Source organism: Rhodobacteraceae bacterium LMO-JJ12, assembly GCA_021555075.1.
In the GTDB taxonomy this organism is placed as follows: domain Bacteria; phylum Pseudomonadota; class Alphaproteobacteria; order Rhodobacterales; family Rhodobacteraceae; genus JAKGBX01.
Genome location: JAKGBX010000001.1, coordinates 2,063,506 through 2,087,637 on the forward strand (window position 1 = coordinate 2,063,506; position 24,132 = coordinate 2,087,637).

23 protein-coding genes are annotated in these 24,132 nt (G+C 60.0%); 11 read left to right on the forward strand and 12 right to left on the reverse strand.

Translation table 11 applies throughout. From position 1 onward, the window contains the following. Positions 1–11: 11 nt before the first annotated feature. From LZG00_09855 to dusB, 5 genes are all read right to left on the reverse strand, one after another. Positions 12–1,427 (reverse strand): sigma-54 dependent transcriptional regulator, encoded by a 1,416-nt coding sequence (locus tag LZG00_09855; GenBank protein ID MCF3594304.1) that lies wholly within the window; start codon positions 1,425–1,427, stop codon positions 12–14. Positions 1,428–1,436: 9 nt separating this feature from the next. Then, a complete protein-coding gene (locus tag LZG00_09860) occupies positions 1,437–3,668 on the reverse strand; it encodes a PAS domain-containing sensor histidine kinase (protein ID MCF3594305.1) in 2,232 nt (743 codons plus the stop codon). Between the two features lie 135 nt (positions 3,669–3,803). Next, positions 3,804–5,171 carry a sigma-54 dependent transcriptional regulator gene (locus LZG00_09865; protein MCF3594306.1) on the reverse strand — a complete coding sequence of 456 codons (1,368 nt, stop codon included), beginning with the start codon at positions 5,169–5,171 and terminating at the stop codon, positions 3,804–3,806. A 3-nt stretch (positions 5,172–5,174) separates the two neighbouring features. Next, on the reverse strand, positions 5,175–6,245 hold the full coding sequence (locus tag LZG00_09870) for an ATP-binding protein (protein MCF3594307.1): 1,071 nt from the start codon (positions 6,243–6,245) through the stop codon (positions 5,175–5,177). After that, positions 6,242–7,171 carry a tRNA dihydrouridine synthase DusB gene (dusB, locus tag LZG00_09875; protein MCF3594308.1) on the reverse strand — a complete coding sequence of 310 codons (930 nt, stop codon included), beginning with the start codon at positions 7,169–7,171 and terminating at the stop codon, positions 6,242–6,244. The genes LZG00_09870 and dusB overlap by 4 nt, the downstream gene beginning before the upstream one ends. Positions 7,172–7,394: 223 nt before the next feature. On the opposite strand from dusB, the gene LZG00_09880 reads away from it, so the two are divergent. From LZG00_09880 to LZG00_09890, 3 genes are read left to right on the forward strand one after another with little or no spacing between them, the layout of a single operon-like run. Continuing rightward, positions 7,395–8,534, forward strand: a complete 1,140-nt coding sequence (locus LZG00_09880) for a bifunctional 2-C-methyl-D-erythritol 4-phosphate cytidylyltransferase/2-C-methyl-D-erythritol 2,4-cyclodiphosphate synthase (protein ID MCF3594309.1) — start codon at positions 7,395–7,397, stop codon at positions 8,532–8,534. Further along, complete coding sequence (locus tag LZG00_09885) at positions 8,531–9,022, forward strand: phosphatidylglycerophosphatase A (GenBank protein MCF3594310.1); 492 nt, start codon at positions 8,531–8,533, stop codon at positions 9,020–9,022. Before LZG00_09880 ends, LZG00_09885 begins: the two co-directional genes overlap by 4 nt. Beyond that, positions 9,019–9,486, forward strand: coding sequence for a CinA family protein (locus LZG00_09890; protein MCF3594311.1), 468 nt, complete (start codon positions 9,019–9,021; stop codon positions 9,484–9,486). The genes LZG00_09885 and LZG00_09890 overlap by 4 nt, the downstream gene beginning before the upstream one ends. Before the next feature lie 69 nt (positions 9,487–9,555). Here the strand turns inward: LZG00_09890 and LZG00_09895 are convergent, their stop codons facing one another. Continuing rightward, positions 9,556–10,845, reverse strand: a complete 1,290-nt coding sequence (locus LZG00_09895; GenBank protein ID MCF3594312.1) for an MmgE/PrpD family protein — start codon at positions 10,843–10,845, stop codon at positions 9,556–9,558. 135 nt (positions 10,846–10,980) lie between these two features. Then, on the reverse strand, positions 10,981–11,430 hold the full coding sequence (locus LZG00_09900; protein MCF3594313.1) for a type II toxin-antitoxin system RatA family toxin: 450 nt from the start codon (positions 11,428–11,430) through the stop codon (positions 10,981–10,983). Between the two features lie 70 nt (positions 11,431–11,500). Between LZG00_09900 and hpt the strand changes: the two genes are divergently transcribed. Continuing rightward, on the forward strand, positions 11,501–12,046 hold the full coding sequence (gene hpt, locus LZG00_09905; GenBank protein MCF3594314.1) for a hypoxanthine phosphoribosyltransferase: 546 nt from the start codon (positions 11,501–11,503) through the stop codon (positions 12,044–12,046). A 5-nt stretch (positions 12,047–12,051) separates the two neighbouring features. Here hpt and LZG00_09910 read toward each other — a convergent pair whose 3' ends face one another. After that, complete coding sequence (locus LZG00_09910) at positions 12,052–12,966, reverse strand: sel1 repeat family protein (GenBank protein MCF3594315.1); 915 nt, start codon at positions 12,964–12,966, stop codon at positions 12,052–12,054. 67 nt (positions 12,967–13,033) lie between these two features. Here LZG00_09910 and LZG00_09915 point away from each other — a divergent pair, with 67 nt between their 5' ends. From LZG00_09915 to LZG00_09925, 3 genes are all read left to right on the forward strand, one after another. Continuing rightward, on the forward strand, positions 13,034–13,225 hold the full coding sequence (locus tag LZG00_09915; protein MCF3594316.1) for a hypothetical protein: 192 nt from the start codon (positions 13,034–13,036) through the stop codon (positions 13,223–13,225). Positions 13,226–13,356: 131 nt separating this feature from the next. Further along, the gene (locus LZG00_09920; GenBank protein MCF3594317.1) at positions 13,357–13,842 is read left to right on the forward strand and encodes a cytochrome c; all 486 of its coding nucleotides are present in this window, start codon (positions 13,357–13,359) and stop codon (positions 13,840–13,842) included. Positions 13,843–13,865: 23 nt separating this feature from the next. Beyond that, complete coding sequence (locus tag LZG00_09925) at positions 13,866–14,750, forward strand: cytochrome c (GenBank protein MCF3594318.1); 885 nt, start codon at positions 13,866–13,868, stop codon at positions 14,748–14,750. 30 nt (positions 14,751–14,780) lie between these two features. Here the strand turns inward: LZG00_09925 and lipA are convergent, their stop codons facing one another. Next, positions 14,781–15,731, reverse strand: coding sequence for a lipoyl synthase (lipA, locus tag LZG00_09930; GenBank protein ID MCF3594319.1), 951 nt, complete (start codon positions 15,729–15,731; stop codon positions 14,781–14,783). A 122-nt stretch (positions 15,732–15,853) separates the two neighbouring features. Further along, positions 15,854–16,849, reverse strand: coding sequence for a LysR substrate-binding domain-containing protein (locus LZG00_09935; protein ID MCF3594320.1), 996 nt, complete (start codon positions 16,847–16,849; stop codon positions 15,854–15,856). Positions 16,850–17,010: 161 nt separating this feature from the next. On the opposite strand from LZG00_09935, the gene katG reads away from it, so the two are divergent. From katG to LZG00_09950, 3 genes are all read left to right on the forward strand, one after another. Next, positions 17,011–19,197: a catalase/peroxidase HPI gene (gene katG / locus LZG00_09940; protein ID MCF3594321.1), complete on the forward strand. Its 2,187-nt coding sequence runs from the start codon at positions 17,011–17,013 to the stop codon at positions 19,195–19,197. 191 nt (positions 19,198–19,388) lie between these two features. Next, entirely contained in the window at positions 19,389–19,925 is a 537-nt protein-coding gene (locus LZG00_09945) for a peroxiredoxin (protein MCF3594322.1), read from the forward strand. A 171-nt stretch (positions 19,926–20,096) separates the two neighbouring features. Beyond that, complete coding sequence (locus tag LZG00_09950; GenBank protein ID MCF3594323.1) at positions 20,097–20,822, forward strand: VIT1/CCC1 transporter family protein; 726 nt, start codon at positions 20,097–20,099, stop codon at positions 20,820–20,822. Positions 20,823–20,845: 23 nt separating this feature from the next. Here LZG00_09950 and LZG00_09955 read toward each other — a convergent pair whose 3' ends face one another. Further along, positions 20,846–21,970: a DUF6456 domain-containing protein gene (locus LZG00_09955; protein MCF3594324.1), complete on the reverse strand. Its 1,125-nt coding sequence runs from the start codon at positions 21,968–21,970 to the stop codon at positions 20,846–20,848. A gap of 229 nt (positions 21,971–22,199) precedes the next feature. On the opposite strand from LZG00_09955, the gene LZG00_09960 reads away from it, so the two are divergent. Further along, complete coding sequence (locus LZG00_09960; GenBank protein ID MCF3594325.1) at positions 22,200–22,496, forward strand: DUF6477 family protein; 297 nt, start codon at positions 22,200–22,202, stop codon at positions 22,494–22,496. Between the two features lie 58 nt (positions 22,497–22,554). Here the strand turns inward: LZG00_09960 and LZG00_09965 are convergent, their stop codons facing one another. Beyond that, entirely contained in the window at positions 22,555–24,099 is a 1,545-nt protein-coding gene (locus tag LZG00_09965; GenBank protein ID MCF3594326.1) for a trimethylamine methyltransferase family protein, read from the reverse strand. Positions 24,100–24,132 lie beyond the last annotated feature (33 nt).

The window sequence follows — 24,132 nt, forward strand, 5'->3', positions numbered from 1 at the left end:
CGCAGCGAGGCTCAGTCGGCGTCTTCATGGGCGGCGTCATCCACGGTTGCCACGCGTGCACCGGATTTGTTGGTGGTGACCACGCCGAGGGACTTGAGTTTTCGGTGCAACGCCGAGCGTTCCATACCGACAAACTGTGCCGTTCGCGAGATATTGCCGCCAAAGCGGTTGATCTGGGTCAGCAGATACTCACGCTCGAACGCTTCACGGGCTTCGCGCAGCGGCAATGTGGCCAATACGCCCGAAAGCACGACGCGGCCCTCCTCGCTGCTGCTCTCTTCTTTTGAGGGTAGTTCCTTGGCCAGGATCTCGCCCGAGCTATCGCCAAGGATCAGCAATCGCTCGATCACGTTCCTGAGCTGGCGCACGTTTCCGGGCCAGGTCATCGTCTGCATCAACGCCACCGCTTCATCCGAGAGCGGACGCAATGGCAGGCCCTGCGTCTGGTTGAAATCAGTGATGAAATGCTCGGCCAGAAGCGGAATATCCTCGCGGCGTTCCTCAAGCGAGGGCACGGTGATCGGGACGACGTTGAGCCGGTGATAGAGTTCTTCACGAAAGCGTCCGTCGGCGATTTCAGCCTGTAGATCACGCGAGGTTGATGAAATGACACGCAAATCGACGCGCACCTTGTCGGCACCGCCCACGCGCAGGAACTGTTGATCAACCAGAACCCGCAGGATCTTGCCTTGGGTGCCCGACGGCATGTCGGCCACCTCGTCAAAATAGATCACCCCGCCATGTGCTTCCTCCAAAAGCCCCGGTTCGACGCCACGTTCGGATGTCTCGCGGCCAAACAGCACTTCTTCCATGCGGTCCGGCTCGATCGAGGCGCAGCCGACCACGACGAAAGGCCCATCCTTGCGTGAAGAATGGGTGTGGATATAGCGCGCGGCGATTTCCTTGCCCACGCCCGACGGACCAGCCAGCAATACGCGGCCATTGGATTTCGTCACCTTGTCGAGTTGTCCCACCATCGTGCGGAAAACGGCCGAGGCGCCGATCATTTCGGCACTGGTGGTGTCTTTACGCTTGAGCTGGGTATTTTCGCGGCGCAGGCGCGATGTCTCCATTGCGCGGCGGATCACCACCAGAAGCTGATCGATATTGAAGGGCTTTTCGATGAAATCATAGGCGCCCTGCTTGATCGCGGCGACCGCGATCTCGATATTGCCATGGCCCGAAATGATCACCACCGGCACATCCGGGTTGTCACGCTTTACCGCCTTGAGAATGTCGATTCCGTCCATCCGGCTATCCTTGAGCCAGATATCGAGAATCAGCAGAGCGGGCGGGTCGGCCTTGACGGCGCTCATCGCGTCGTCGGAATTGCCGGCCAGCCGCGTTGCATAGCCCTCGTCTTCGAGAATATCGGAAATCAATTCCCGGATGTCGCGTTCGTCATCCACGATCAGAATGTCACTCATCGGTTTGCCTCACACTGCCAATTTTTCATTTTCACCACTCAAATCATTGTCTTGCGCCGGGGAAACCGGCAGCCGGATGACCGCCATGGCCCCGGCATGAGCGCACCCCTCAAATACGGGTGCATCTTCCAGAACAAGGCTCCCGCCATGTTCTTCGATAATCTTCTTGACGATCGGCAGGCCCAGCCCCGTGCCCTTGTCGCGGGTGGTCACATAAGGCTCAAACAGCTTGGCGCGGTCCTCTGGCAAGCCGATGCCGTTGTCGGCGATGGTGATCATCGCATGATCGTTGTCGCGGCGCGTCGCGATCCGGATTTCAGGCATGTAACCTTCGGGATCATGGGTCTCGCGATAGGTCTGCGTGGCTTCTCCGGCGTTCTTGATCAGATTGGTCAGAGCCTGACTGATCATCGCGGCATCAAATTCGCCTTCCAGCAGATCCTCGGCCATATCGGCGCGAATCTTCACGTCCGGTTGCCCGGACTTCTGCAATACCACAGAATCGCTCACCAGGTTGGTAAGGCTTTCATGGTGCCTGTCGGGTTCGGGCATACGTGCAAATTTGGAGAATTCATCAACGATACGACGCAAACCGTCGGTCTGGCGCACAATCACATCCGTCAATTCGGCCAGCTTGGCTGCTTCCGGTTCGGGCAATTCGCGTGAGAACTTGCGCTTGATACGTTCGGCCGAAAGCTGAATCGGCGTGAGCGGATTCTTGATCTCATGCGCAATACGGCGCGCAACATCGCCCCAGGCCGCCATCCTTTGAGCGCTGACCAGATCGGTGACATCGTCAAAGGCCAGCACATATCCCTCAAGCTCTCCATCTTCTCCCATGCGGGTGGATATCCGCACCAGAAGGTTTTCCAGCCGCCCACCGCGCGACACCTTGACCTCATCCTGCACCGTATTGCCAGCGCTCTGGCGCAATGTATCAAACAGCGGGCCGAATTCGGGGACTGCCACGCTCAGCGCCAGATTGGATTGATCCTCCTGCCAATCCATCAACCGTTCAGCCGAGCGGTTGACGAAGCTGATGCGCCCATCGGGGTCAAGCCCGACCACCCCCGACGTCACCGAGCTTAGAACGGAATCAAACAGGCGGCGGCGGCGTTCGATCTGTTCGGTGTTGCTCAGAAGCGTTTCGCGCTGACCTTTGAGCTGACGTGTCATCTGGTTGAAATAACGCCCGAGCATGGCGATTTCATCGTCGCCGTCTTCTTCGATCACCTGCACGTCGAGGTCGCCTGCACCGACCTGTTGCGCCGCGCCTGCCAACCTGCCGACGGGGCGCGCCAACCGCTCGGCAAACCACAGTCCAAGCCAGATCGCAGCGAGGATCAGAATCACCGCAAAGCCGAGATAAAGCAGGCCAAATTCGAAAAGCACCCTGCCCCGTTCGGATTCAAGCTGATTGTAAAGCCGCACGGTGGCCTGTGTGTCATCCAGCAGATTGAGGATCTTGCCGTCCACCTCGCGGCTGACATAGACCAGCCGATCAGGAAAATTCTCTAGCGGGACGATCGCGCGAAATTCGTTGTTGTCCCAATCCTGAATCACCGAAATGCCGGTTTCACGCGCCTGTGCGATCTGGGCGGCCGTGGGGCGCTCGAACTCGAAAAGGTAAGAGCGTTCGCCGCGCGCGCGCAACTCGCCCGTGCCGTCAATCACATAGGCTTCGCGCATTGCCGGTTGAAACCGGCGCTGCCCCAATGTGAGCACTTCGCGAATTTCCGGATCTTGCATGATCGGCACCGCCGCGCGCGCCAAATCAATCATCCGCCCGATGGATTGCGCGCTGTCTTCAAGTGAGCTGCGGTGCTCTGCCTCATAGGCTTGGGCCGCGGAGAAAGACGATCCGACCACCGAACGGACCCGTTCGGAAAACCAGCCTTCAAGCCCGATATTCACGGTAAGCACCGCGAATATCGCGACAGTGATCGTCGGGATAAGCGCCATGACCGTAAACACGCCGGTGAGACGCAGGTGAAGTCGCGAGCCTGCCGAGCGGGCGCGCCGCTCCGACACCATCCGCATCACCCGTTGCAACACCAGCGCCGCCACCACCAGCACATAGACCAGATCGGCCAACATGACAAAGCGCAGCCCCTGCGAGGACGCGCCCTGTTGCAGCGGCCCCAGCACCAGATAGGTCGCAAGCACGAGGACCGGCGCCAGAAGCACCAGCCCCAGGGTGGCAATATTCTGCGCGCGGCGTTGCCTGCGCAGGCGCACCAGCCTGTTCCATGTGGAAGTTGTTGTTCGGGAGACCACCCGCCACCCTCTTGATCTTGTGCCGCGATCGCGGCTCACCGCTTCATATCGAGGACGTCTTGCGCTCTGAGGCGCATGCGCCACTGTTCTGTTGCGGTTTTACATCAACTTGCGGCGACGTGTCACGCGAATATCCAGATCTGTGATTTTCTTGCGCAGCGTATTGCGGTTGATCCCCAGAAGTTCGGCACATTTGGCCTGATTTCCACCGGTGGCATCGAGCGCAATTTCGATCAGCGGCAGCTCAATTTCGCGCAGGATACGCCCATAGAGCCCCGGCGGCGGCAACATGTTGTCGTGCAAATCGAAATACCGTTGCAAATGGCGCGCCACAGAAGCCGAGAGCTTGTCACCGTCCACCAGTTTTGGAGCGGCCTCATTGCCGGGCTGATTGCCAAGCACGGCCTCGACCTCGGCGCGGGTGATGGCATCGAGACGCTGGTTCAGACCCAACCGTCGCACGGCATTCTCAAGTTGGCGCACATTGCCGGGCCAGCTGTATTTGCGCATCACGGCGATGGCTTCATCGGAAAATTGACGTTCCCCCGTCATGCCGCTTTCTTCGTCGCGTGACAGAAAATGCGCCGCTAGAAGCGGGATATCATCGACCCGCTCACGCAGGGGCGGCACATTGAGCGTTGCACCTTCCAGCCGGTAGTAGAGATCCTTGCGCAATTGCCCCGCCTCAAGCGCTTGCGCCAGGTTACGCTGGCTGGTGGCGAAGAATCGCGGTCTGATTTCGTTTTGCGCGTCGAACATGCGCACAATGTTGACTTGAAGTTCCTGCTCTATTTCGCTGATTTCATCCAATAAAACGGTACCGCCACGCGCCAGAGACAGCAGGCGCGCCGGGCTTTCAAGATCGCGCAGATCGCCGCTGGTGACGGTCACAAAGGGCAAGCTGCGCCGATCGGAGAGGTCATGGATTGCGCGCGCGATGAGCGATTTGCCCGTGCCACTTTCGCCCGAAATCAACACCGGGATATCGGTGTTCACCACCTGCGCCACCAGTCGGTAGAGCGCCTGCATTGCCGGAGTGCGCCCCACCAGCGGCAATTCTTCGGGACGCTCGGGGGTAGCTGGCCGTGGGTCGGGCCTGCGGCGATGCACCTCAAGCGCCTTTGCCGTGCGCTTCATCAGATCCGGCAGATCGAAAGGTTTTGGCAGATAGTCGAAGGCTTCTGCTTCGGTCGCCTTGATCGCTGTCATGATGGTATTTTGCGCCGAGATGACGATGACCGGCAGACCGGGGCGGTCTTCTGCTATTTTCGGCAGCATTTCCAAGCCGTTACCGTCGGGCATCATCACATCGGTAATGACCGCGTCGCCCTTGCCCTCGGCGACCCACCGCATCAGGGTGGTGAGGCTGGATGTGGCGTGCACTTTGCAGCCTGCGCGGGTCAACGCCTGTGTCAACACCGTGCGGATCGTGCGGTCATCATCGGCGACGAGAACAGTGCCATCCATGGTTTATTCCTTTGCTTCTTTTGGGGCCAACGGCAGGGAAATGCGAAATACGGTGTGCCCGGGAGCCGATTCGACAGCTATCCAGCCGCCATGGTCAGAGATAATCTTGGCAGTCAGCGCGAGGCCTAATCCGGTGCCGTTTTCGCGCCCTGACACGAACGGATCGAAAACGTCGCCCGCGATCTCGGGCGGCAGCCCCGGACCATCGTCAATGACCTCAATTTGCAGCGGCAGGTTTTCACCCGCCCCAGATGCGCGGCGCAGCCGGAACGAATGTTCAAAATAGGTGTGCAATCGGATGGTGCCACCTTCGCGACCGGCAGCTTCAGAGGCATTCTTGAGCAGATTCTGCATAACCTGCAAAAGCTGGTCCGGATCGCCCAGGGCCGGTGGAAGCGAGGGGTCATAATCCTCGATGATCTTCATATGCGCCCCGAAACCAAGCAGCGCCGAGCGGCGCGCACGATCAAGCATGTCGTGAATATTGACGGCACGAAGATCGGGGGGGGAAAGATTTCCGAACTGTTCAACCTGCGAAAGAAGTTTCACGATTCGTCGGGTTTCGCTTACGATTAAATCGGTGAGCTCAATATCTTGCGGGTCAATGCTCATGCTTAGGAGCTGTGCGGCGCCGGTGATCCCGGCGAGCGGGTTCTTGATTTCATGGGCCAGCATTTCCGCCATCCCGATGGCCGATTTGGCCGCCGATTTGACCGAATAGGATTGCGTCATCCGCCCGGCCAGTTCGCGTGGGGAAATCAGAACCAGCATTTGTCCGGGCATGCCCTGCATCGGCGCGATTTGCAGGTTGCATAGCAACGGTTTACGACCGCCTATGCCAACATCGACATCGTTGACAAAAAGCTCGGAAGTGTTGGTGCGGGCGCGCAGGAAGGCTTCTTCCAAGGGCGCATCTATCTTCAATCGGTCAAACACCTTTTGACCACGAATTGCCTTGGCCGAGGTGAGCAGGAAGCTTTCGCCTGCCGGGTTGATATCGAGGATGCAATTATTGCCGTCGACCAGAACCGCAGGCACGGGGAGTGACGCCCAGATGGCGGGGTGTTCGTTCATGCTGCCGCCTCGCTTTGCCGTTGCATGGCGATGGGGATCAGACGCAGCACCTGGGACGGCTCGCGCGTGGTCAGCACCTCGCGACGCAGAGCTGCGGGAACGGCACAGTGGTCCATATACCATCCCAGATGCTTGCGCGCGACACGGGTGCCCAGAGGATTCCCGTAGAAGGTTAGCATTGCTTCATAATGTTCTGTTATCAAATCGATTAATCCACTTCCTGTGGGGATGGTCGGAATTGGTGCGCCATGGTTTTCATGCGCCACCTGCGCCAGCAGCCAAGGGCGGCCCTGGGCGCCGCGCCCGATCATCACGCCATCCGCGCCTGATTGTGCCATGGCGGCGCGCGCATCCGCAGCCGAGCAGATATCGCCATTGGCCAGCACCGGAATCGAGACCGCCTGTTTCACGGCCCGGATCGCCGCCCAATCGGCGCGTCCTTTATAGAACTGACAGCGCGTGCGCCCGTGAATCACCAGCCGCGAGATGCCCGCCGCTTCGGCACGCGCGGCCAGATCCGGCGCGTTGAGCGTATCCGTGTCCCAACCAAGCCGGGTTTTCAGCGTGACCGGCACAGTGACCGCGCCGACCACGGCCTCGATCAGGCGCAGCGCATGGTCGGGGTCGCGCATCAGCGCCGAGCCCGACATACCGCCCGTGACCTTCTTGGCCGGGCACCCCATGTTGATGTCAATCACGCGGGCCCCCATGTCGGCCACACGGCGCGCCGCTTCGGCCATCGAATGCGCTTCGCGGCCCGCAATCTGCACGGCGGTGTTTTCCACCCCTGCCCCGAGTTCGGCTTTTTCGGCGCTGCCGGGGCGCGCGGTGAGGAATTCTCCGGATGCGATCATCTCGGATACCACAAGCCCGGCGCCAAAACGGCTGACCAATTGCCGGAAGGGCAGATCAGTGATCCCGGCCATCGGCGCGAGCGCCACGGGAGGGTCAAGCAATAGGGTTTGCCGGGACTCGATCAAAACGCTTAATCCTTGTGCATTTGTTTCCGGCTAGGGCCATGCGCGGTAAATCGCAATGAATTATAGGCAGATTTCGATGGTGCCGGAAGGGAGTGCCTAATTTTTGTGCAGTTCACACCGGGAAATGGCGGATTGCTCCGCTCCGGGCTTGTCCTTATTGATCGTTACCATGAGCCAAACTGCTGCCATCATTGTTGCCGCCGGCCGCGGCACACGCGCCGGACCGGGTGCGCCTAAACAATGGCGCGCGTTGGCGGGGCGACGAGTGATCGACTGGACGGTTGAGGCCTTCCTGCAAGCGCCGGGAATCGACCGGGTGATGCTGGTCTTGCCTGCTGGAGATGATGGTGCCTATGCCCCACCCGAAGGTGTTGAGACGTGCCAAGGCGGCGCGACGCGGGCGGATTCGGTCAAGGCCGGGCTTTTGGCGTTGGGCACTGCAGACAAGGTGTTGATCCATGATGTGGCGCGCCCTTGCGTGCCCCAAGCGGTGATCGAGGCGGTATTAACTGCATTGCAGGACGCTCCCGGCGCAGCCCCGGCCCTGCCCGTAACCGATGCATTATGGCGGGGCGAAAACGGCAAGGTTGCCGGAACCCAATCGCGCGCCGGGCTTTTGCGCGCTCAGACACCGCAGGGATTTCGTTTTGCCGCGATCCGCGCTGCGCATGATGCGTTTGCGGGTGAAGCGGCGGATGATGTCGAGGTGGCGCGCGCGGCAGGGCTTGAGGTGCGTATCGTTCCGGGGCATGAGGACAACCTCAAGATCACCCATGCGCAGGATTTTGCGCGCGCGGAACAGATACTGCAACAAAACCAGGGGCGTAGAATGGATATCCGGCTTGGTAATGGCTTTGACGTACACCGTTTTGGGCCGGGCGATCATGTCTGGCTCTGTGGTGTGAAACTGCCGCATGAGCGCGCGCTGCAAGGTCATTCCGATGCCGATGTCGGGCTACATGCGGTCAGCGATGCGATCTATGGGGCGATGGCCGAAGGGGATATCGGGCGGCATTTCCCGCCCAGCGATCCACAGTGGAAGGGCACCGAGAGCCATGTCTTTCTGGCCCATGCCGCTGCGCTAGCGCGCCAGAAGGGGTTCGAGATCGGCAATGTCGATTGCACCCTGATTTGCGAACGCCCCAAGATTGGCCCGCATGCGCAAGCGATGCAGACACGCATGGCCGAGATTCTCGGGCTTGCGCCCGAGCGGGTCTCGATCAAGGCGACAACTTCGGAAAGGCTGGGCTTTACCGGGCGCGAGGAAGGCATTGCCGCCCTGGCCACAGCTACATTGGTGAAATCATGAGCCGCATAATCGCAACCTTCTTTTTCGTCGGCTATATCAAACCGTTTTCCGGCACCTGGGGCTCTGCCGCCGCGCTGCCCGTTGCGTGGCTGCTTTACGCATTGGGCGGCTGGGTGCTTGTGGCGCTGATGGTGCCGGTGGTGTTTGGCCTTGGCTGGTGGGCTACAGCGGACATGACCCGTGGCAAGACCGACCACGACCCTTCCGAAATCGTGATCGACGAGGTGGCAGGCCAGTGGCTGGCACTTGTGCCGGTGATGATCGGGGCAAGCCATGCGGGGGCCGATGTGCTGGCGCTCTGGCCTGGCTGGGTCGTGGCGTTTGTGGCGTTTCGCTTTTTTGACATCTTGAAACCCGGACCGATTGGCTGGGCAGATCGCCAGCACGGGCCGCTGGGCGTGATGCTGGACGATATATTCGCCGGCATCGCCGCCGCCCTTACCGTGGGCTTGGCGGCTTATGTCTCGCATGGCATGCTTGGGGCATGAGCGCAGAACATATTCTGGAGAAAGCCCGTGCGGCGGGCGTGAGAGTTGCCACAGCAGAAAGCTGCACCGGCGGTATGGTGGCGGCTGCCCTCACGGATGTGGCCGGGTCGTCGGATGTATTTGAGCGCGGCTTTGTTACTTACTCCAACCTCGCCAAGGAAGAGATGCTGGGCGTCAGCCGCGTCACGCTTGATCGCTTTGGCGCAGTCAGCGAAGAGGTGGCACGTGAGATGGTCGATGGCGCATTGGCGCATTCCCATGCGCAACTGGCCGTTTCGATCACCGGCATCGCGGGCCCCGGCGGCTCAGAATTCAAACCCGAGGGTCTGGTCTGTTTCGGGCTGGCGCGTGATGGGCGCGTGACCGACACGGAAACCCGCGAGTTCGGGCCGCGCGGACGCGATTGGGTGCGCTGTGCCGCACGCGATCACGCCTTGTTTCTGCTGCTTTCGGCGCTGTCCTGACAGCGCCAGATTTCTCGTCATGACACACGCATGACGAGAAATGCCAAACGGGCCCGGGATAGGCCCGTTTCACCCCTGAAGCATGGCGGCAAGACCAACTGGTGCACCTTGCCCATCAACCAGGGTCTTGATGTGCAAATAGCGCTCCGCCCCCAGAAGTGCCGTGGCCTTGGCGGCGATCTTCTGCTCGCGTTCGGCCAATGGCAGCGGTGCATCAAGATCGTGAAAGACCTGGCGCGTTTCCCCGCTGACCAGATCAACCTCAAGGCGCGCCTGCATTTCGCTTAACGTGTCATCAGCCGCCACCACAACCTTGTCGCGCAGCGCCTGCACCGCGGGCTGAGCACAGAGCTTATCGCTGAAACTGTCGAGCCGCGCGGTATCAGCCCCGAGATAATGCATCGCCAACACCGTGGAATAGGAGAATTTGGCGCCGAGCCCTGTCTCTGGCGCGGGTTGATTGCAAACGCTGAGCCAGCGCGGATGGGTGTGAACCCGGATCGCGGTGATGTCATCACCTGCCACATCAATCTGCGCCGACGCCTCCAGCGTCGCATGCAACCCGTGACAACAGGCATGAAACTTGTGGCTGACACTCTCGAAAAGCCAGTCTTCACCCAAGCCGTCAAACGCGGTTCCGTCCGCCGCGCCGTGATGCGTCGGCCCAAATCCCTGCGGCCCTTCCAGCGCGCCGATGCGGGCCTCCATGCCCAGCCGCGCCAGCGACGCCGCCTCAACACCGTTCGACGCCGCCAACCCGGCATTGAAAGGCTTGCCCATGGTGCCAAACTGCGACTTCAACCCGCTTGCCCGCGTTGCCAACAGCCCAAGTGCGGTCTGCATCTGATCAGGTGTCAGCCGCATCAACCGACCAGCCGCCACACAGGCGCCCACCGATCCGGCTGTCGCTGTCTGATGAAAACCGGTCTGATAATGTGCGCGCCCAAGCCACACACCAAACCGGATCGACGCTTCCATGCCGATCAACGCCGCCGCCTGAAACTCGGCGCCATTCGCCCCCATCGCTTCGGCCACAGCCAGCGCCGCCGGGACAACCCCGACGGACGGATGTCCGATATGAGCGAAATGCGTGTCGTCATAATCAAGCGCGTGGGAGATCGTGCCATTGACCAGAGCCGCCATACGTATTGGCACGCGCCCGCCGCCGATCAGGGCCGCCTGCCCTGCGCCGCCTTCTTCAGCCGCAAGGGCATGCATCACGCCCGACACCGGCTCGCGCATGCCCGCAATCCCCACGGCCATCCAGTCGATCAACGATAGCCGCACAACCGCGCGCACTGCTTCAGGGGCCTGGCATTCGGACAAGGCAAATTCCGCAAGTTTCTCTGACACGCTCATGGTGGCTCCCTTTCCCTTCAAATTCCTGACGGCCCGATCCAGAATGAAAGCCTCCCCATGCCTTCCTCTGACCTGAAATATCCCGGGGGTGCGGGGAGAGAACTCCCGTTCCTGCCCTTCAAACCAACGCAACACTCAGTCATAGAGCGCCTCGGCCCGTGTCTCGAACGCCCGCACAATCCGCTGCATCGCCTCGTTGAAGAATAACCCGATCGCCTTTTGCAGGATCAGGTTCCTGAACTCGAAATCAACATCGAACGTCACCTCGCATGCCGACTCACCAAGATCGCGAAAATCCCAGGTCGAACGCAGGTATTTGAAAGGCCCATCAAGATATTCAACCTCGATCCTCCCGGCCTCGAGATAAAGTCGCACCCGGCTGCCGAAACGCTCGCGAAACACTTTGAAGCTGATCACCAGATCCGCCAACATCTCTTCGCCGCCATCGGACATCGGCGTGACCGAGCGGATGCGCGCCGCGGCGCACCACGGCAGAAATTGCGGATAGGATGCCACATCGGCCACCAGATCGTACATCTGGCGCGCGCTGTAGGGCAGTTGCCTGGTTTCCGAGTGGGTCGGCATATCGCTCCGTTTGGCAGGTGACAGGGACGCCCCATGTCGTATGCTGCCCACAAATATTCAAGGGGAAATCATGCCACACCGCCCATACGTGATCGACACAATGATCTCGGCCAAGACAATTGCCGCAAGGATCGAAGAGCTCGCACGCGAGATTCGTCGGGAATATGCCGACACCGACAAACTGGTGGTGGTTGGCCTTCTGCGCGGCTCGTTCGTGTTCATTGCCGACCTGGTGCGCGAACTCGATCTGCCCGTCGAGGTCGATTTTCTCGAAGCCTCTTCCTATGGCAACGACATGGAATCAAGCCGCGAGGTGCGCATCCTGAAGGACATTCGCGGTCAGATCGAAGGGCGTGATGTGCTGGTGGTCGAAGATATCGTCGACACCGGCTACACGCTCGATCACGTCATTCATCTGCTGAAAAGCCGTCTTCCGCGCAAGCTGCGCACCATTGCGCTGCTCGACAAACCGTCGCGGCGCGAAACCGGGGTCAAGGCCGACTGGATCGGCTTTGAGATTCCCGACGAGTTTGTCGTTGGCTATGGCATCGACTTTGCACAGCGCAATCGCAACCTGCCCTATATCGGCAAGGTGCGCTTTACCGATCAGGTCTGAGCGCGTTACCAGTCGGCGTAAATTTGGGCGGCTTCGGCCTTATCTTCCTCCGACAGTTCCGCGTTCACATCGCTACAGACCGTTTCGAACTGTGCTTGCTGATCGTCACGCGCCAGATCCAGGCCCAGCATGCAATAGGCACCTGCCATGGCACCCGATTGCCAATAGCCGGGTGTGTTGAGCACGAAATCGGCCAGATTTACCGCCGCGTTGCCATCGCCAAGCGCCACGGCCTCAAGGTAGAGCGCATAGGCCGCTGGCGCGTTGATCTCGCCGCCAAATCCGGTTTCATAACTATAGGCCAGATTGCCAATCGCAATGCCATAACCGGTCTCTGCCGTTTCGCTGTAAAGCGCGCGGGCGCGGGGCTCGTCTTTCTCGACACCCTGCCCAAGGCGATAAAGTTCGGCCAACGCATTGCCGGATTCGCCGTTGCCATGCTCAAGCCCGCGTTCAAACGCGGCGCGCGCGGCGTCAAGATCGACGGGTTCGCCTTCACCATCGCGGTGCATGCGACCGCGCTCCCAATAGGCCGCCGCTATACCCTGGGCGATGGCCGTCTCAAGAAGTGTTGCGGCGCGGGCATAGTCCTTGGGCACTCCAGGCGCCCCCTCCCGCAGCAAAGTGCCTAGATTTATGGACGCTTTGCCAAAATCCTGAGCTACCGATTTTTCATACCATTCCAGTGCCTTGACAGCATCTTGCGGAACACCGTTACCATTTTCATAGGCGATACCGACAATATTTTGTGCATTGGCATCCCCCGCTTCAGCGGCAGGAATCAAGGTCTTGAGTGCGGTTTCATAGTGGCCGGCCAGATAGGCGTCGCGGGCATCGTCGATCTCACCTCCCGAAACTGGCGTGACGACAGCAAACGCGAGGGTCAATCCGCAAAGCGCGGTGGAAATGCATTGGGTCATTGGAAACTCCAGTCTAGAATGTGATGAGTGTATCCTGTTTCGAGCAATGGCCAAGAGGAGAGACGCAATGATCGGCATCAGACAATTGTTGCGGATGTCGAAATGGGCACGTCATCCCCCCTCGACGCGGATGGTGATCATGGTGGCGGGCATTATTGTCGTCGCGCTGGTGATTGCGGGGATCGAACATTTCATCGGATGGCCCGATGCCTTGAGCATGGAACCCCAGCCGCGCCGCCCTCGCCTGCCGCTGCAATAACCCCCACATCACGAGAAAGTGAGCAATTGTTTGCTGATGCACAGTAGCCCTGCGCATGGTGACGCTATGCGACACGCCATCGCGCGCTATAGTGGTGCAAGGATATAACTGGTTCACCAAGGAGTTATTCGATGAACAAGACCACCGCAGCCCTGTCCGCTCTGGTTCTTGCCGGAGCCCTCGCCGGCACCGCCTTTGCCCAGAGCGACATCGACCCCAACATCGCACGCGCAATCAAGGCCCGCCAATCGCAGATGACGCTCTATGCGTTCAACCTCGGTGTTCTGGGTGGAATGGCCAAAGGCGAAATGGAGTATGACGCCGATGCAGCCTCAAAAGCCGCCGGCAATCTGGCGGCACTGTCGAGCCTTGATCAGTCGCGCTTGTGGCCACAAGGGTCGGATAACTTTGAGGTTGGCACCGAGGTGACCGAGGCGCTGCCCAAGATCTGGGACGCAGATAGCGACATTGGTGCCAAAGGCAAAGCGCTGGCCGATGCGGCAGCAGCAATGAATGGTGTGGCTGGCAACGGTCTTGATGCGTTGCGTGGTGCCATGGGGCCGCTTGGCAAAGCCTGCGGCGATTGCCACAAGGCCTATCGGCAACCCGATTCCTGACCTCCCGCCAAACGTGAGGAACAATGCGTAGAGCATTGAAAATACTAGCGATCCTTGTGATCATTGGGTTGGCGGCCTCCTGGTGGCTGACCCGACCCGGCAGGATTGATCCGGCGGATCTGGCCGGGCTTTCCGGTGATGCGGCGCGTGGCGAGATGGTCTTTTGGGTAGGCGGCTGCGCTTCGTGCCATGCTGCGCCCAAGGCCGAGGGCGACGCGCGTCTGGTGCTGTCCGGTGGGCTGGCTTTCGAGTCGCCATTTGGAACGTTCTTCGCCCCCAATATCTCGCCTGATCCGACCCACGGCATCGGCGGCTGGAGCGTGGAAGATCTGGCCAATGCAATGCAACACGGCACCGGGCCTGACGGGGCGCATTATTATCCGGCCTTCCCCTATACCTCCTATGCACGCGCAGATTTAAGCGATATTGCCGACCTGCACGCCTTTCTCGCCACGCTGCCCGCATCCGACAGCCCGAGCCAAGCACATGACGTGGGCTTTCCGTTCAATATCCGCCGTAGCCTGGGCGGCTGGAAGCTGCTCTTTGCACGCACCGATTGGGTGCGCGATGTCAGTGGAGAAGAATTGGAGCGCGGGCGCTATCTTGTTGAATCCCTCGGCCATTGTGGCGAATGCCATACGCCGCGCAACGCATTGGGCGGATTGGATTATTCCCGATGGTTACAAGGTGCGCCGACACCTGACGGCAAGGGAAAAGTGCCCGCGTTGACCCCCGACAAGCTCGACTGGTCGGCACTTGATATCGCCTCTTATCTCGCCACCGGTTTCACCCCGGAATACGACGTGGCTGGTGGCGAAATGGCGGATGTCGTGCAAAACCTTGCTCACCTGCCAGAGAGCGATTTGCAGGCGATCACCGCCTATCTCATGGCACTGCCAACACCTTAACAAGACGTGGCTGATGGCACCGCCAAGCCCCTAGGCTTGCCCCAGCTTGGCCAGCCGATTGGCCCGCAGACGCGCGAAATCATCACCCGCGTGATAGGATGAGCGCGTCAAGGGCGTGGCCGAAACCATCAAGAACCCTTTGCCATAGGCGGCTTTTTCATAGGCTTTGAACTCATCCGGGTGCACAAAACGCTCAACGGCGTGGTGTTTGGCTGTCGGTTGCAGGTATTGCCCGATGGTCAGAAAATCGACATCCGCCGCGCGCATGTCGTCCATTACCTGCCGCACACCTTGGCCATCTTCACCAAGGCCCACCATGACACCGGATTTGGTGAACATCGAAGGATCCAACTCCTTGACCCGTTGCAGCAGACGCAGGGAATGAAAATAGCGCGCGCCGGGGCGCACCGAGGGGTACAGCCCCGGCACGGTCTCAAGATTGTGGTTGAACACGTCTGGGCGCGCCTCGACCACCACTTCCAGGACTTTGTCGTCACATTTCAGGAAATCGGGCGTCAGAATTTCAATCGTCGTCTTCGGGCTTTGATGGCGAACGGCGCGGATGGTTTGGGCAAAGTGGTCAGCGCCGCCATCTTCCAGATCGTCACGATCCACCGAAGTGATCACCACATGGGAAAGACCCAGCGTTTTCACCGCATGCGCCACCCGTCCCGGCTCAAATGCGTCCAACGCATCGGGGCGGCCGGTGGCGATATTGCAGAACGAACACCCGCGGGTGCAAATCTCGCCCATGATCATCATCGTGGCGTGGCCCTGGCTCCAGCATTCCCCGACATTGGGGCAACCGGCCTCTTCGCAGACCGTTACCAGCTTGTTCTCGCGCATGATCTTGTGAGTATCGGCATAGCCCGTGCCACTGGGCGCCTTGACGCGAATCCAGCTCGGCTTCTTCGGCTGGGCCTTGTCGGGCCGATGGGCTTTTTCGGGGTGGCGTTCGCCGGGGATGTTGAGATCGCGCATAGGGTCGTCCTTAGCCGGGTTTGCACCCTTATATATGCCGCTTTGTCAGGACACCACTTGTGAATGCGCAAACACCGTCATGCGCGCGGATCATGGCGCAGGTTTCGCGACGTGCAGCTAGCTCAGTAATCCGACGTGATGGTGTGTTGCGTTTCGCTATCACGCGCGCTGGAAGACATCGCAACACCCGATTCCGACTCCGCTTGGCGCGCGCGATGCAACACGCGCGTGCCAGCGGTGCGCAAAATCGCAGCCAGATCATCGAACCAGCCGGTTTGACCCTGCAAATCGCGCCGCACAAGGCCGATGGTGCGTCCGGGTTCAGGCGGGCAAAACCGCATCAGAGCAAGTTCCGGTGTGGCTGCAAGCGTGCTGGTCAGCGACATTTCCGGCAGGAAGGTCAGGCCAAACCCTTCCGCCACCAACCCTGCCAGCGTGCCCAATGACGACGCCCCGAGATCAACCCGCGTGACGGCGCGCTCCAACCCGCAAACCTCAAGCGCCTGATCGGCAAGACAGTGGCCCTCATCAAGCAAGAGCAAACGCTCTGGATCAAGCGCGGCGGGCCGCATTGGCTTTGGTCCGGCCTGAAGTTTGGTCAGTTGCGCTCGTGAACCCGCCAAAAGAAAGCGGTCTTCAAACAGGATCGTCTCACAAAGCCCCGAGCCGCCCGCAGGCAGCGCCATCACCGCCGCATCAAGCCGCCCGTCAGCCAGATCCTCAAGCAATGCATCCGTCTGCGCTTCGCGCACCCTGAGGTCGAGCGACAGATCACCCATGCGCAAAATTGGCAGCGCGACAGGCAACAAATAGGGTGCGACGGTGGGGATAACCCCAAGCCGCAACCGCCCAGACAGGCCCTCCTTCCAACGCACAGATTCGTGCATCACTTCAATCTCGGCCTTGATGGCGCGCGCCGAGCGCAGCACCGCCTGCCCCGCTGGCGTCAGCGCCAACCCCTGCCGGTCAATCAGTTGAGCACCAAGCCGTGCTTCCATCTCGCGAATCTGGGTGGAAAGTGCGGGCTGGGTAACATGGCACTTCTCAGCCGCGCGTCCGAAATGGCGGGTTTCGCTCAAGGCGATAAAATACGAAAGCTGGCGCAGAGTGATTTCCATTAGATCAGATTATCAGAATGGAAATAATATGCAATTTCTAGTTATAGAGAAGATTCCGTAAGGTGCTCCGTAGGAAACGCGCGAACTTTGGGACAACAGGAATGACCGGAAATTCACCGCCATTAACCCAAAGGTAACCCGAGACATTTATGGAGGAACAAATGGACGGCGATATCAAATGCCCGATCATGGGCTCAAAACGCAGAACCAATCGTGACTGGTGGCCAAACCAGCTTAACATCAACGTGCTGCACCAACATTCGGCAAAATCTAACCCTCTGGGGCCTGATTTCGACTATCGCGAGGCGTTCAAGACGCTTGATATTGATGCGGTCAAGCGAGACCTGTTCGCGCTGATGACCGATAGCCAGGATTGGTGGCCTGCCGATTATGGCCATTACGGGGGCCTGTTCATCCGCATGGCATGGCACGCGGCGGGCACCTATCGCACCGCTGACGGGCGCGGCGGCGGCTCGACCGGAAACCAGCGCTTTGCCCCGCTCAACAGCTGGCCTGACAACGGTAATCTCGACAAGGCGCGTCGTCTGCTTTGGCCGATCAAGCGCAAATACGGCAACAAGCTCTCTTGGGCCGATCTCTATATCCTGGCCGGAAATTGCGCCATCGAATCGATGGGCGGGCCGGTATTTGGCTTTGGTGGCGGGCGCGAAGATATCTGGGCGCCCGAAGAAGACGTCTATTGGGGTGCGGAAGACGAATGGCTGGCGACCACCAATCACGAACTCAGCCGTTATTCGGGTGATCGCGAGCTGGAAAACCCGCTGGCCGCGGTGCAGATGGGTCTTATCTACGTCAATCCCGAAGGACCGGATGGCAACCCCGATCCGCTGGCCTCGGCGCGTGACATCCGCGAAACATTTGCGCGTATGGCGATGAATGACGAGGAAACTGTCGCACTGACCGCAGGCGGCCATACCTTTGGCAAGATGCACGGTGCCGGGGACGTATCACATGTCGGACCCGAGCCGGAGGCCGCACCCTTGCAGGCGATGGGGCTCGGCTGGCTCTCGACCTACAAGAGCGGCAAAGGGCGCGATGCCATCACCAGTGGCCTTGAAGGCGCATGGACCCCGAACCCGATTCAATGGGACATGGGCTTTTTCGACGTGCTGTTCAAATACGACTGGGTGCTGACCAAGAGCCCGGCAGGCGCGCATATGTGGACGCCCAAGGATCTGCAAGAAGAAGACATGGCCCCCGACCCAGAAGATCCGACGAAAAAAGTGCCGATCTTCATGACCACCGCCGATATGGCCATGATGATGGACCCGGAATACGCCAAGGTCTCGCGCCGCTTCCATGAAAATCCGGCTGAATTCGCCGATGCTTGGGCGCGCGCATGGTTCAAGCTGACACATCGCGACATGGGACCAAAAGTGCGCTATCTCGGGCCGGATGTGCCGCAGGAGGAGATGATCTGGCAGGATCCCGTGCCGCCGGTCGATCATACATTGATCGAGGCGCATGACATCGAAGAGTTGAAATCGCGCATTTTGGCGTCGGGTCTTTCAGTGGCCGATCTGGTGTTCACCGCTTGGGCTTCGGCCTCAACCTATCGCGACAGTGACAAGCGCGGCGGCGCCAATGGCGCGCGTATCCGGCTGGCCCCACAAAAGGACTGGGCCGCCAACGAGCCGGACCGCGTCGCAAAGGTGCTTGGTACACTGAAAACCATCCAGCATGCATTCAACGAAGATGAACCGGGCGACAAACGCGTCTCGCTCGCTGATCTGATCGTGCTGGGCGGCGCTGCGGCGGTTGAGGCGGCGGCGGATGCGGGCGGGCATGCCGTCAAGGTGGCGTTCACACCGGGGCGCACCGATGCAACGGCCGAGCAAACCGACATAGAGAGCTTCGAGCCGCTGGAGCCGGTTGCCGATGGCTTCCGCAACTACCTCAAGAAGACCTATTCGTTGCGGGCCGAGGAATTTCTGATCGACAAGGCCCAGCTTCTGACGCTGAGCGCGCCGGAAATGACCGTGCTTGTCGGCGGAATGCGGGTGCTCGGAGCCAATCATGGCAACAGCGCGCATGGCGTCCTGACGGACCGCCCCGGCACGTTGAGCAATGATTTCTTCGTCAATCTGCTCGATATGGGTCTGACCTGGGCGCCCACTTCCGAGGCCGAGGAAATCTTCGAGGCGCGCGATGCCTCAGGCGCGGTAAAGTGGACCGGCACGCGGGTCGATCTGGTATTCGGTTCGAACTCGCAACTGCGGGCGCTGGCGGAAGCCTATGCGCAGGACGATGCCAAGACGGCATTCGTGCGCGATTTTGTGGCGGCCTGGAACAAGGTGATGCAAGCGGATCGCTTTGACCTGGGGTGACCCCTGGCCGACCAAAAACCCGAGTGGGCGCGGCAGGGGAACCTGTCGTGCCCGTTTTTTTGGCACTTTAGCCCATCCAAACTTGCGCTGCCACGGCCCCCTGCCATGCGACGAGACTACGCATTGAACTCACCTTTAAATCATTCTAGATCGCAGGTTGGATTCAAGTAACATCAAGAGGGGATATACCGATGAAGCCAGGAACACGCATACCCGACGTGACCTTCAAGACCCGCGTTCGTGACGAAAGCGTTGGCGGGCCGAACCCGTTCCGCTGGCAGGACATGACATCGGATGACTTTTTCAAGGGAAAACGGGTCATCCTGTTCTCGCTGCCAGGAGCCTTCACACCCACCTGCTCGACCTATCAGCTGCCCGGCTTTGAAAAGAACGCCGAAGAATTCGCCAAGCTGGGCATCGACGACATCTATTGCATGTCCGTGAACGACAGCTTCGTGATGAACAAATGGGCCGAGTCCCAGGCGCTGAAGAATGTAAAAGTAATCCCCGATGGGTCGGGCGCATTCACCGCGCAGATCGGCATGCTGGTCGACAAGGATAACCTTGGTTTTGGCAAACGTTCATGGCGCTATGCGGTGATCATCAATGACGGTGTTGTCGAAGCCTGGTTTGAAGAGCCCGGTCGTGCCGACAATCATGGTGAAGATCCTTATGGCGAATCCTCGCCCGAGACCCTGCTCAACTATTTGCAGAAGAAAGCCGCGTAAGCGACTCCTACTATTCAAGGAAAGGCCTGCCAATCTGGCAGGCCTTTCTGTTTTATGGGGTCCAGGCCACCCGTGTTGCCGCGTCTCGCTCATCGCCCTGCGACTGCGCGACCGCTTGCAATGGCTGCCTGCTTGCGGCAGTCAGGGGACGACAATCGAAGGAGACGCGCCATGGATTGGCAAGCACACAGGCGCGACGCCCATGCGCTGGGACGGACCCAGGAATTTCTCAAGCAGATCACCTTTGGCGGCAATGACGGCATCGTCACGACCTTTGCCATCGTCGCCAGTTTCGCGGGCGCCGGCGCCGATGGCGTGACCCAGATCGGCGCCATGGCGGTATTGGTCTTTGGTCTTGCCAACATGTTTGCCGATGGCGTCAGCATGGGGCTGGGTGAGTTTCTTTCGACGCGTTCAGAGCATGATCTCTACCGCTCAAGACGCGCACAGGAGTTGGCCGAAATTACCACCAACCCGAAACAGGAACGTCTTGAGTTGTCCACCATCCTGCATCAACGCGGGCTGAACGAGGCTGACTCCGCCGCCGTCACCGAAGTTCTGGTACGAAACCCCTCGATGATGGCCGATCTGATGATGACTTATGAATTCGGCATGATGGATCCCGACGATGACAACCCGGTGATCAAGGGCCTGTTCACCTTTATAAGCTTCGTGGTGTTTGGTGCGGTGCCGCTCTTGCCTTACCTACTGTTGCCGCCAGATATGCAAACCTTCTATCTGTCCCTGATTGCCTCGGGCGGCGCGCTGATCGCGTTGGGCCTTTTGCGCTGGAATGCCACGGGCGAGCACTTGCTGCGTTGTGTTGGCGAAACCGTCGCAGTCGGCTCGACTTGTGGCGCGGTGGCCTTTGGTGTTGGTTGGATCGTGGGGGGCTGAGCCCCCCGTTTCGAGGCGTCGACTCACCCGATCATATTGGCCGCAGACCCCAGCTGAGCATAATGTTGTCTCAAGCGTTGCAGCGCGATTCTGAGCACGATCTTGCCCGAACGCGCGCTCCAGCCCATGCGCTTTTCCGTCATTTCCAGCCCTTCGAGAAAGCAGCAACACCGGAGTGCTACATCTCCCAGGCCGGGCCCCAGATCACGCAGCGCATTCGCCACCCGGTCGCGCGCCCCTTGTGATCCGCCCAATGCGTCGCCCGCCCTGCAACGCTCATCCACAGGCCCAGTCAGGAAACGCTCCCAGTTCTGGGCGTTGCGCGGCCCCATCTGGGCCAATTCGAAATCTTCGCGCAGCCGCTCGCCCGCCGCTACCAGATCACTACTCAGAAACGGCTGGCCGTTACGGTCCTTGCGCCGGGCCAGCGCCGTCATCGGAGATTCAGCGAGATTGACCCTGAGCTTGCGCCGGGTGCATGACCCGGTGCCAAACGCCGTTTCTTTCGCCCCGTCGTTCTGGAGCTGGAAGGGCAATTGCGCCTCGCCAAATCCGCTTGCGGCGTTTTCCGCCTCGGCCAGCATCCGGCTGACGGCAGCACGCCCCGCCGAGGTAATGCGATAGCGCGCGATACGCCCAGGCTCGGCGCAGGCAATCCAGTCTTTCAACGCCAATGCCTGAGCCACGGCGCGATCGACCACCGCGGTGCGCGTGGTTTGCCCCCCCTCGCCGTCGCGCACGACCACAGCCTTGTCCATCTCGGCCGCCACCGCCAAAACCGCTCCCGGCTCGCTGAGCCGTCGCAGCACGCGGCGCGCCTCGCGATCAAGCGTTTCGTCATCGGGTGCGGTCTTTTCCTGCCGGTCATAAAAGCTCATATCGTCTCCGTTCTTGTTACGGTCCCGCGCAAATGGCGGGTGCAGCATATGCCCCAGATACTGCAACGCCTCGTCGATCAGGAAATCGTCGCGCATGTTTTCAAACCTGCGAACCTGGCGCAGCACAGTGGACGGCGCGCAAGCACTGGTGCGCGCCAGTGCGCGGATCGAATCCCCGCGCACGGTATGGGCGAGATAGCGGCGTGCCGCTTCCGGCACCCAAACCGGCAGGGGCGAAACACTCGGCCCGATTGTTCCCGCGCGTGTCATGTCGTCGTGCCCTCCCAACGGGTTATCCACAGTTTTTCCACAAAACCGCCCACAACCTAAACGTGTAAAAGTTACTTCAAGGTTAATTTTTGCGTTATCAGCAACAATCGTTTCCAAATGATAAACAATCTTGAAGCAACCGCGCGCCGCTGCACGCACCAGCGCAACACCCTCGGGCCGCGTGCCATTGATAGGTCGATGACAGTCCAGAGATGCGAGGTGCTTAGAAATGACCGATCTGTTTAGCATGTTGAGCCAGTTGCGCCGCCCACGCCTTCCTATTCAGGCGGCGCGCGCCGGAAGCGAAGAATATCGCCGCGATCCACATCTTTACCGCCTGCTCGGGCACAGCCGACTGCCCAGGAGCGGTGAAGCGCTGATCCGGCTGATGGACATTGAGGGCGAGCTGAACCAGCAGCGCCGCACGCGGGCGGGCAACTATTCACTGGTGGCACATGTCGATGTGTTAATCGCGATGATGGGCGAAGCGCGACTGGTGCGCGCCGCTGATCCCGAGGCGGTTTGATCGGCACAGGTGCAGATACAGGCCGGGAAACGCCCCGCCCTGTATCTATGCAACTCGATTAGAGAAAGCTGTCTGGCTCGGCAGCTTTCTTGCGCGCGACATAGCCCGCCAATTCTTCGGCCGTGCCGGGGTCCATCGCCGGTTGCTGATACTGTGACAGCATTTGCGCAACCTTGACGCTGGCCAGCGCCTGCGTGTCGCGCGCGCCCTCTTCGTCCCATGTCTCGAAGGGTTTGTAATCCAACAGGTTGGTTTTCCAGAACGCCGTCTTGAAATTCGCCTGGGTATGGGCGCAGCCAAGGTAATGCCCACCTGGGCCAACCTCGGCGATGGCCCCCATCGCCTGGTCATCTTCGGACATCGAGATACCCTCGGACATGCGGTGCAGGGTGCCGAGCTGATCTGCGTCCATCACGAATTTCTCGTAAGATGACACCAGCCCGCCCTCCAGCCAGCCACACGCATGCAGCATGAAGTTCACGCCCGAAAGCAGCCCCATGTTGAGGCTGTTGGCGGTTTCATACGCTGCCTGCGCATCCGGCAGCTTGGAGCCACAGAATGACCCGGCCGAACGATACGGTAGCCCCAGACGCCGCGCCAATTGCCCCGCGCCATAGGTGATCAGCGAGGCCTCGGGGGTGCCAAAGGTGGGCGCGCCTGACCCCATATCGATCGAGGCAACAAACGCACCGAAGATCACCGGCGCACCGGGTTTGACAAGCTGTGAATAAGCAATGCCCGCCAACACTTCGGCCAAGACCTGCGTCAAGGTGCCCGCCACAGAAACAGGCGCCATCGCGCCGCCGACGATAAAGGGCGAAATGATACAGCCCTGTCCGGCCTCGGCATAAATCTCCAGCGCGCCCATCATCACATCGTCAAAGGTCATCGGCGAGTTGATGTTGATCAGCGAAGTCATCACGGCATTCTGTGCCACGAATTCCTTACCAAAGAGAACCTCCGACATCTCGACACTATCACGCGCACGCTGCGGGTCGGTGACCGAACCCATGTATGGCTTGTCGCTCAGCGTCATGTGGGCATAGAGCATATCAAGATGGCGTTTGTTCACCGCCACATCGGTCGGTTCGCAAACTGTGCCGCCGGAATGGTGCAGCCATTTGCTCATATAGCCCAGCTTCACGAAATTGCGGAAATCCTCCATCGTGGCATAACGGCGACCACCCGCCGCATCGCGCACGAATGGCGGGCCATATACCGGCGCAAGCACCAGATTGTTGCCACCGATCTCAACACTACGCTGTGGGTTGCGCGCATGCTGCGTATAGCTTGACGGGGCCGTCGCACAAAGCTTGCGTGCCAACCCGCGCGGGATATGCACCCGCTCGCCCTGAATATCGGCGCCCGCCTCTTTCCAGCGTGTCAGTGCCGCAGGATTGTTGACGAAATTGACGCCAATCTCTTCCAGCACCGTCTCGGCATTGGTCTCGATAATTTCGAGCGCCTCTTCGTTGAGCACCTCGAAATTGGGAATGTTACGCGAGATATAGCGTGCAGTCTCGAACGATACGCTGGTGCGCTCTGCCCGCCGGGCTGCCCCTCCGCCCGAGCGTGCACGCCGTTTTGTATCCGTTTCCGTCATCGTTGCCATGCTCCTGTTTTGCACGCAATTTCC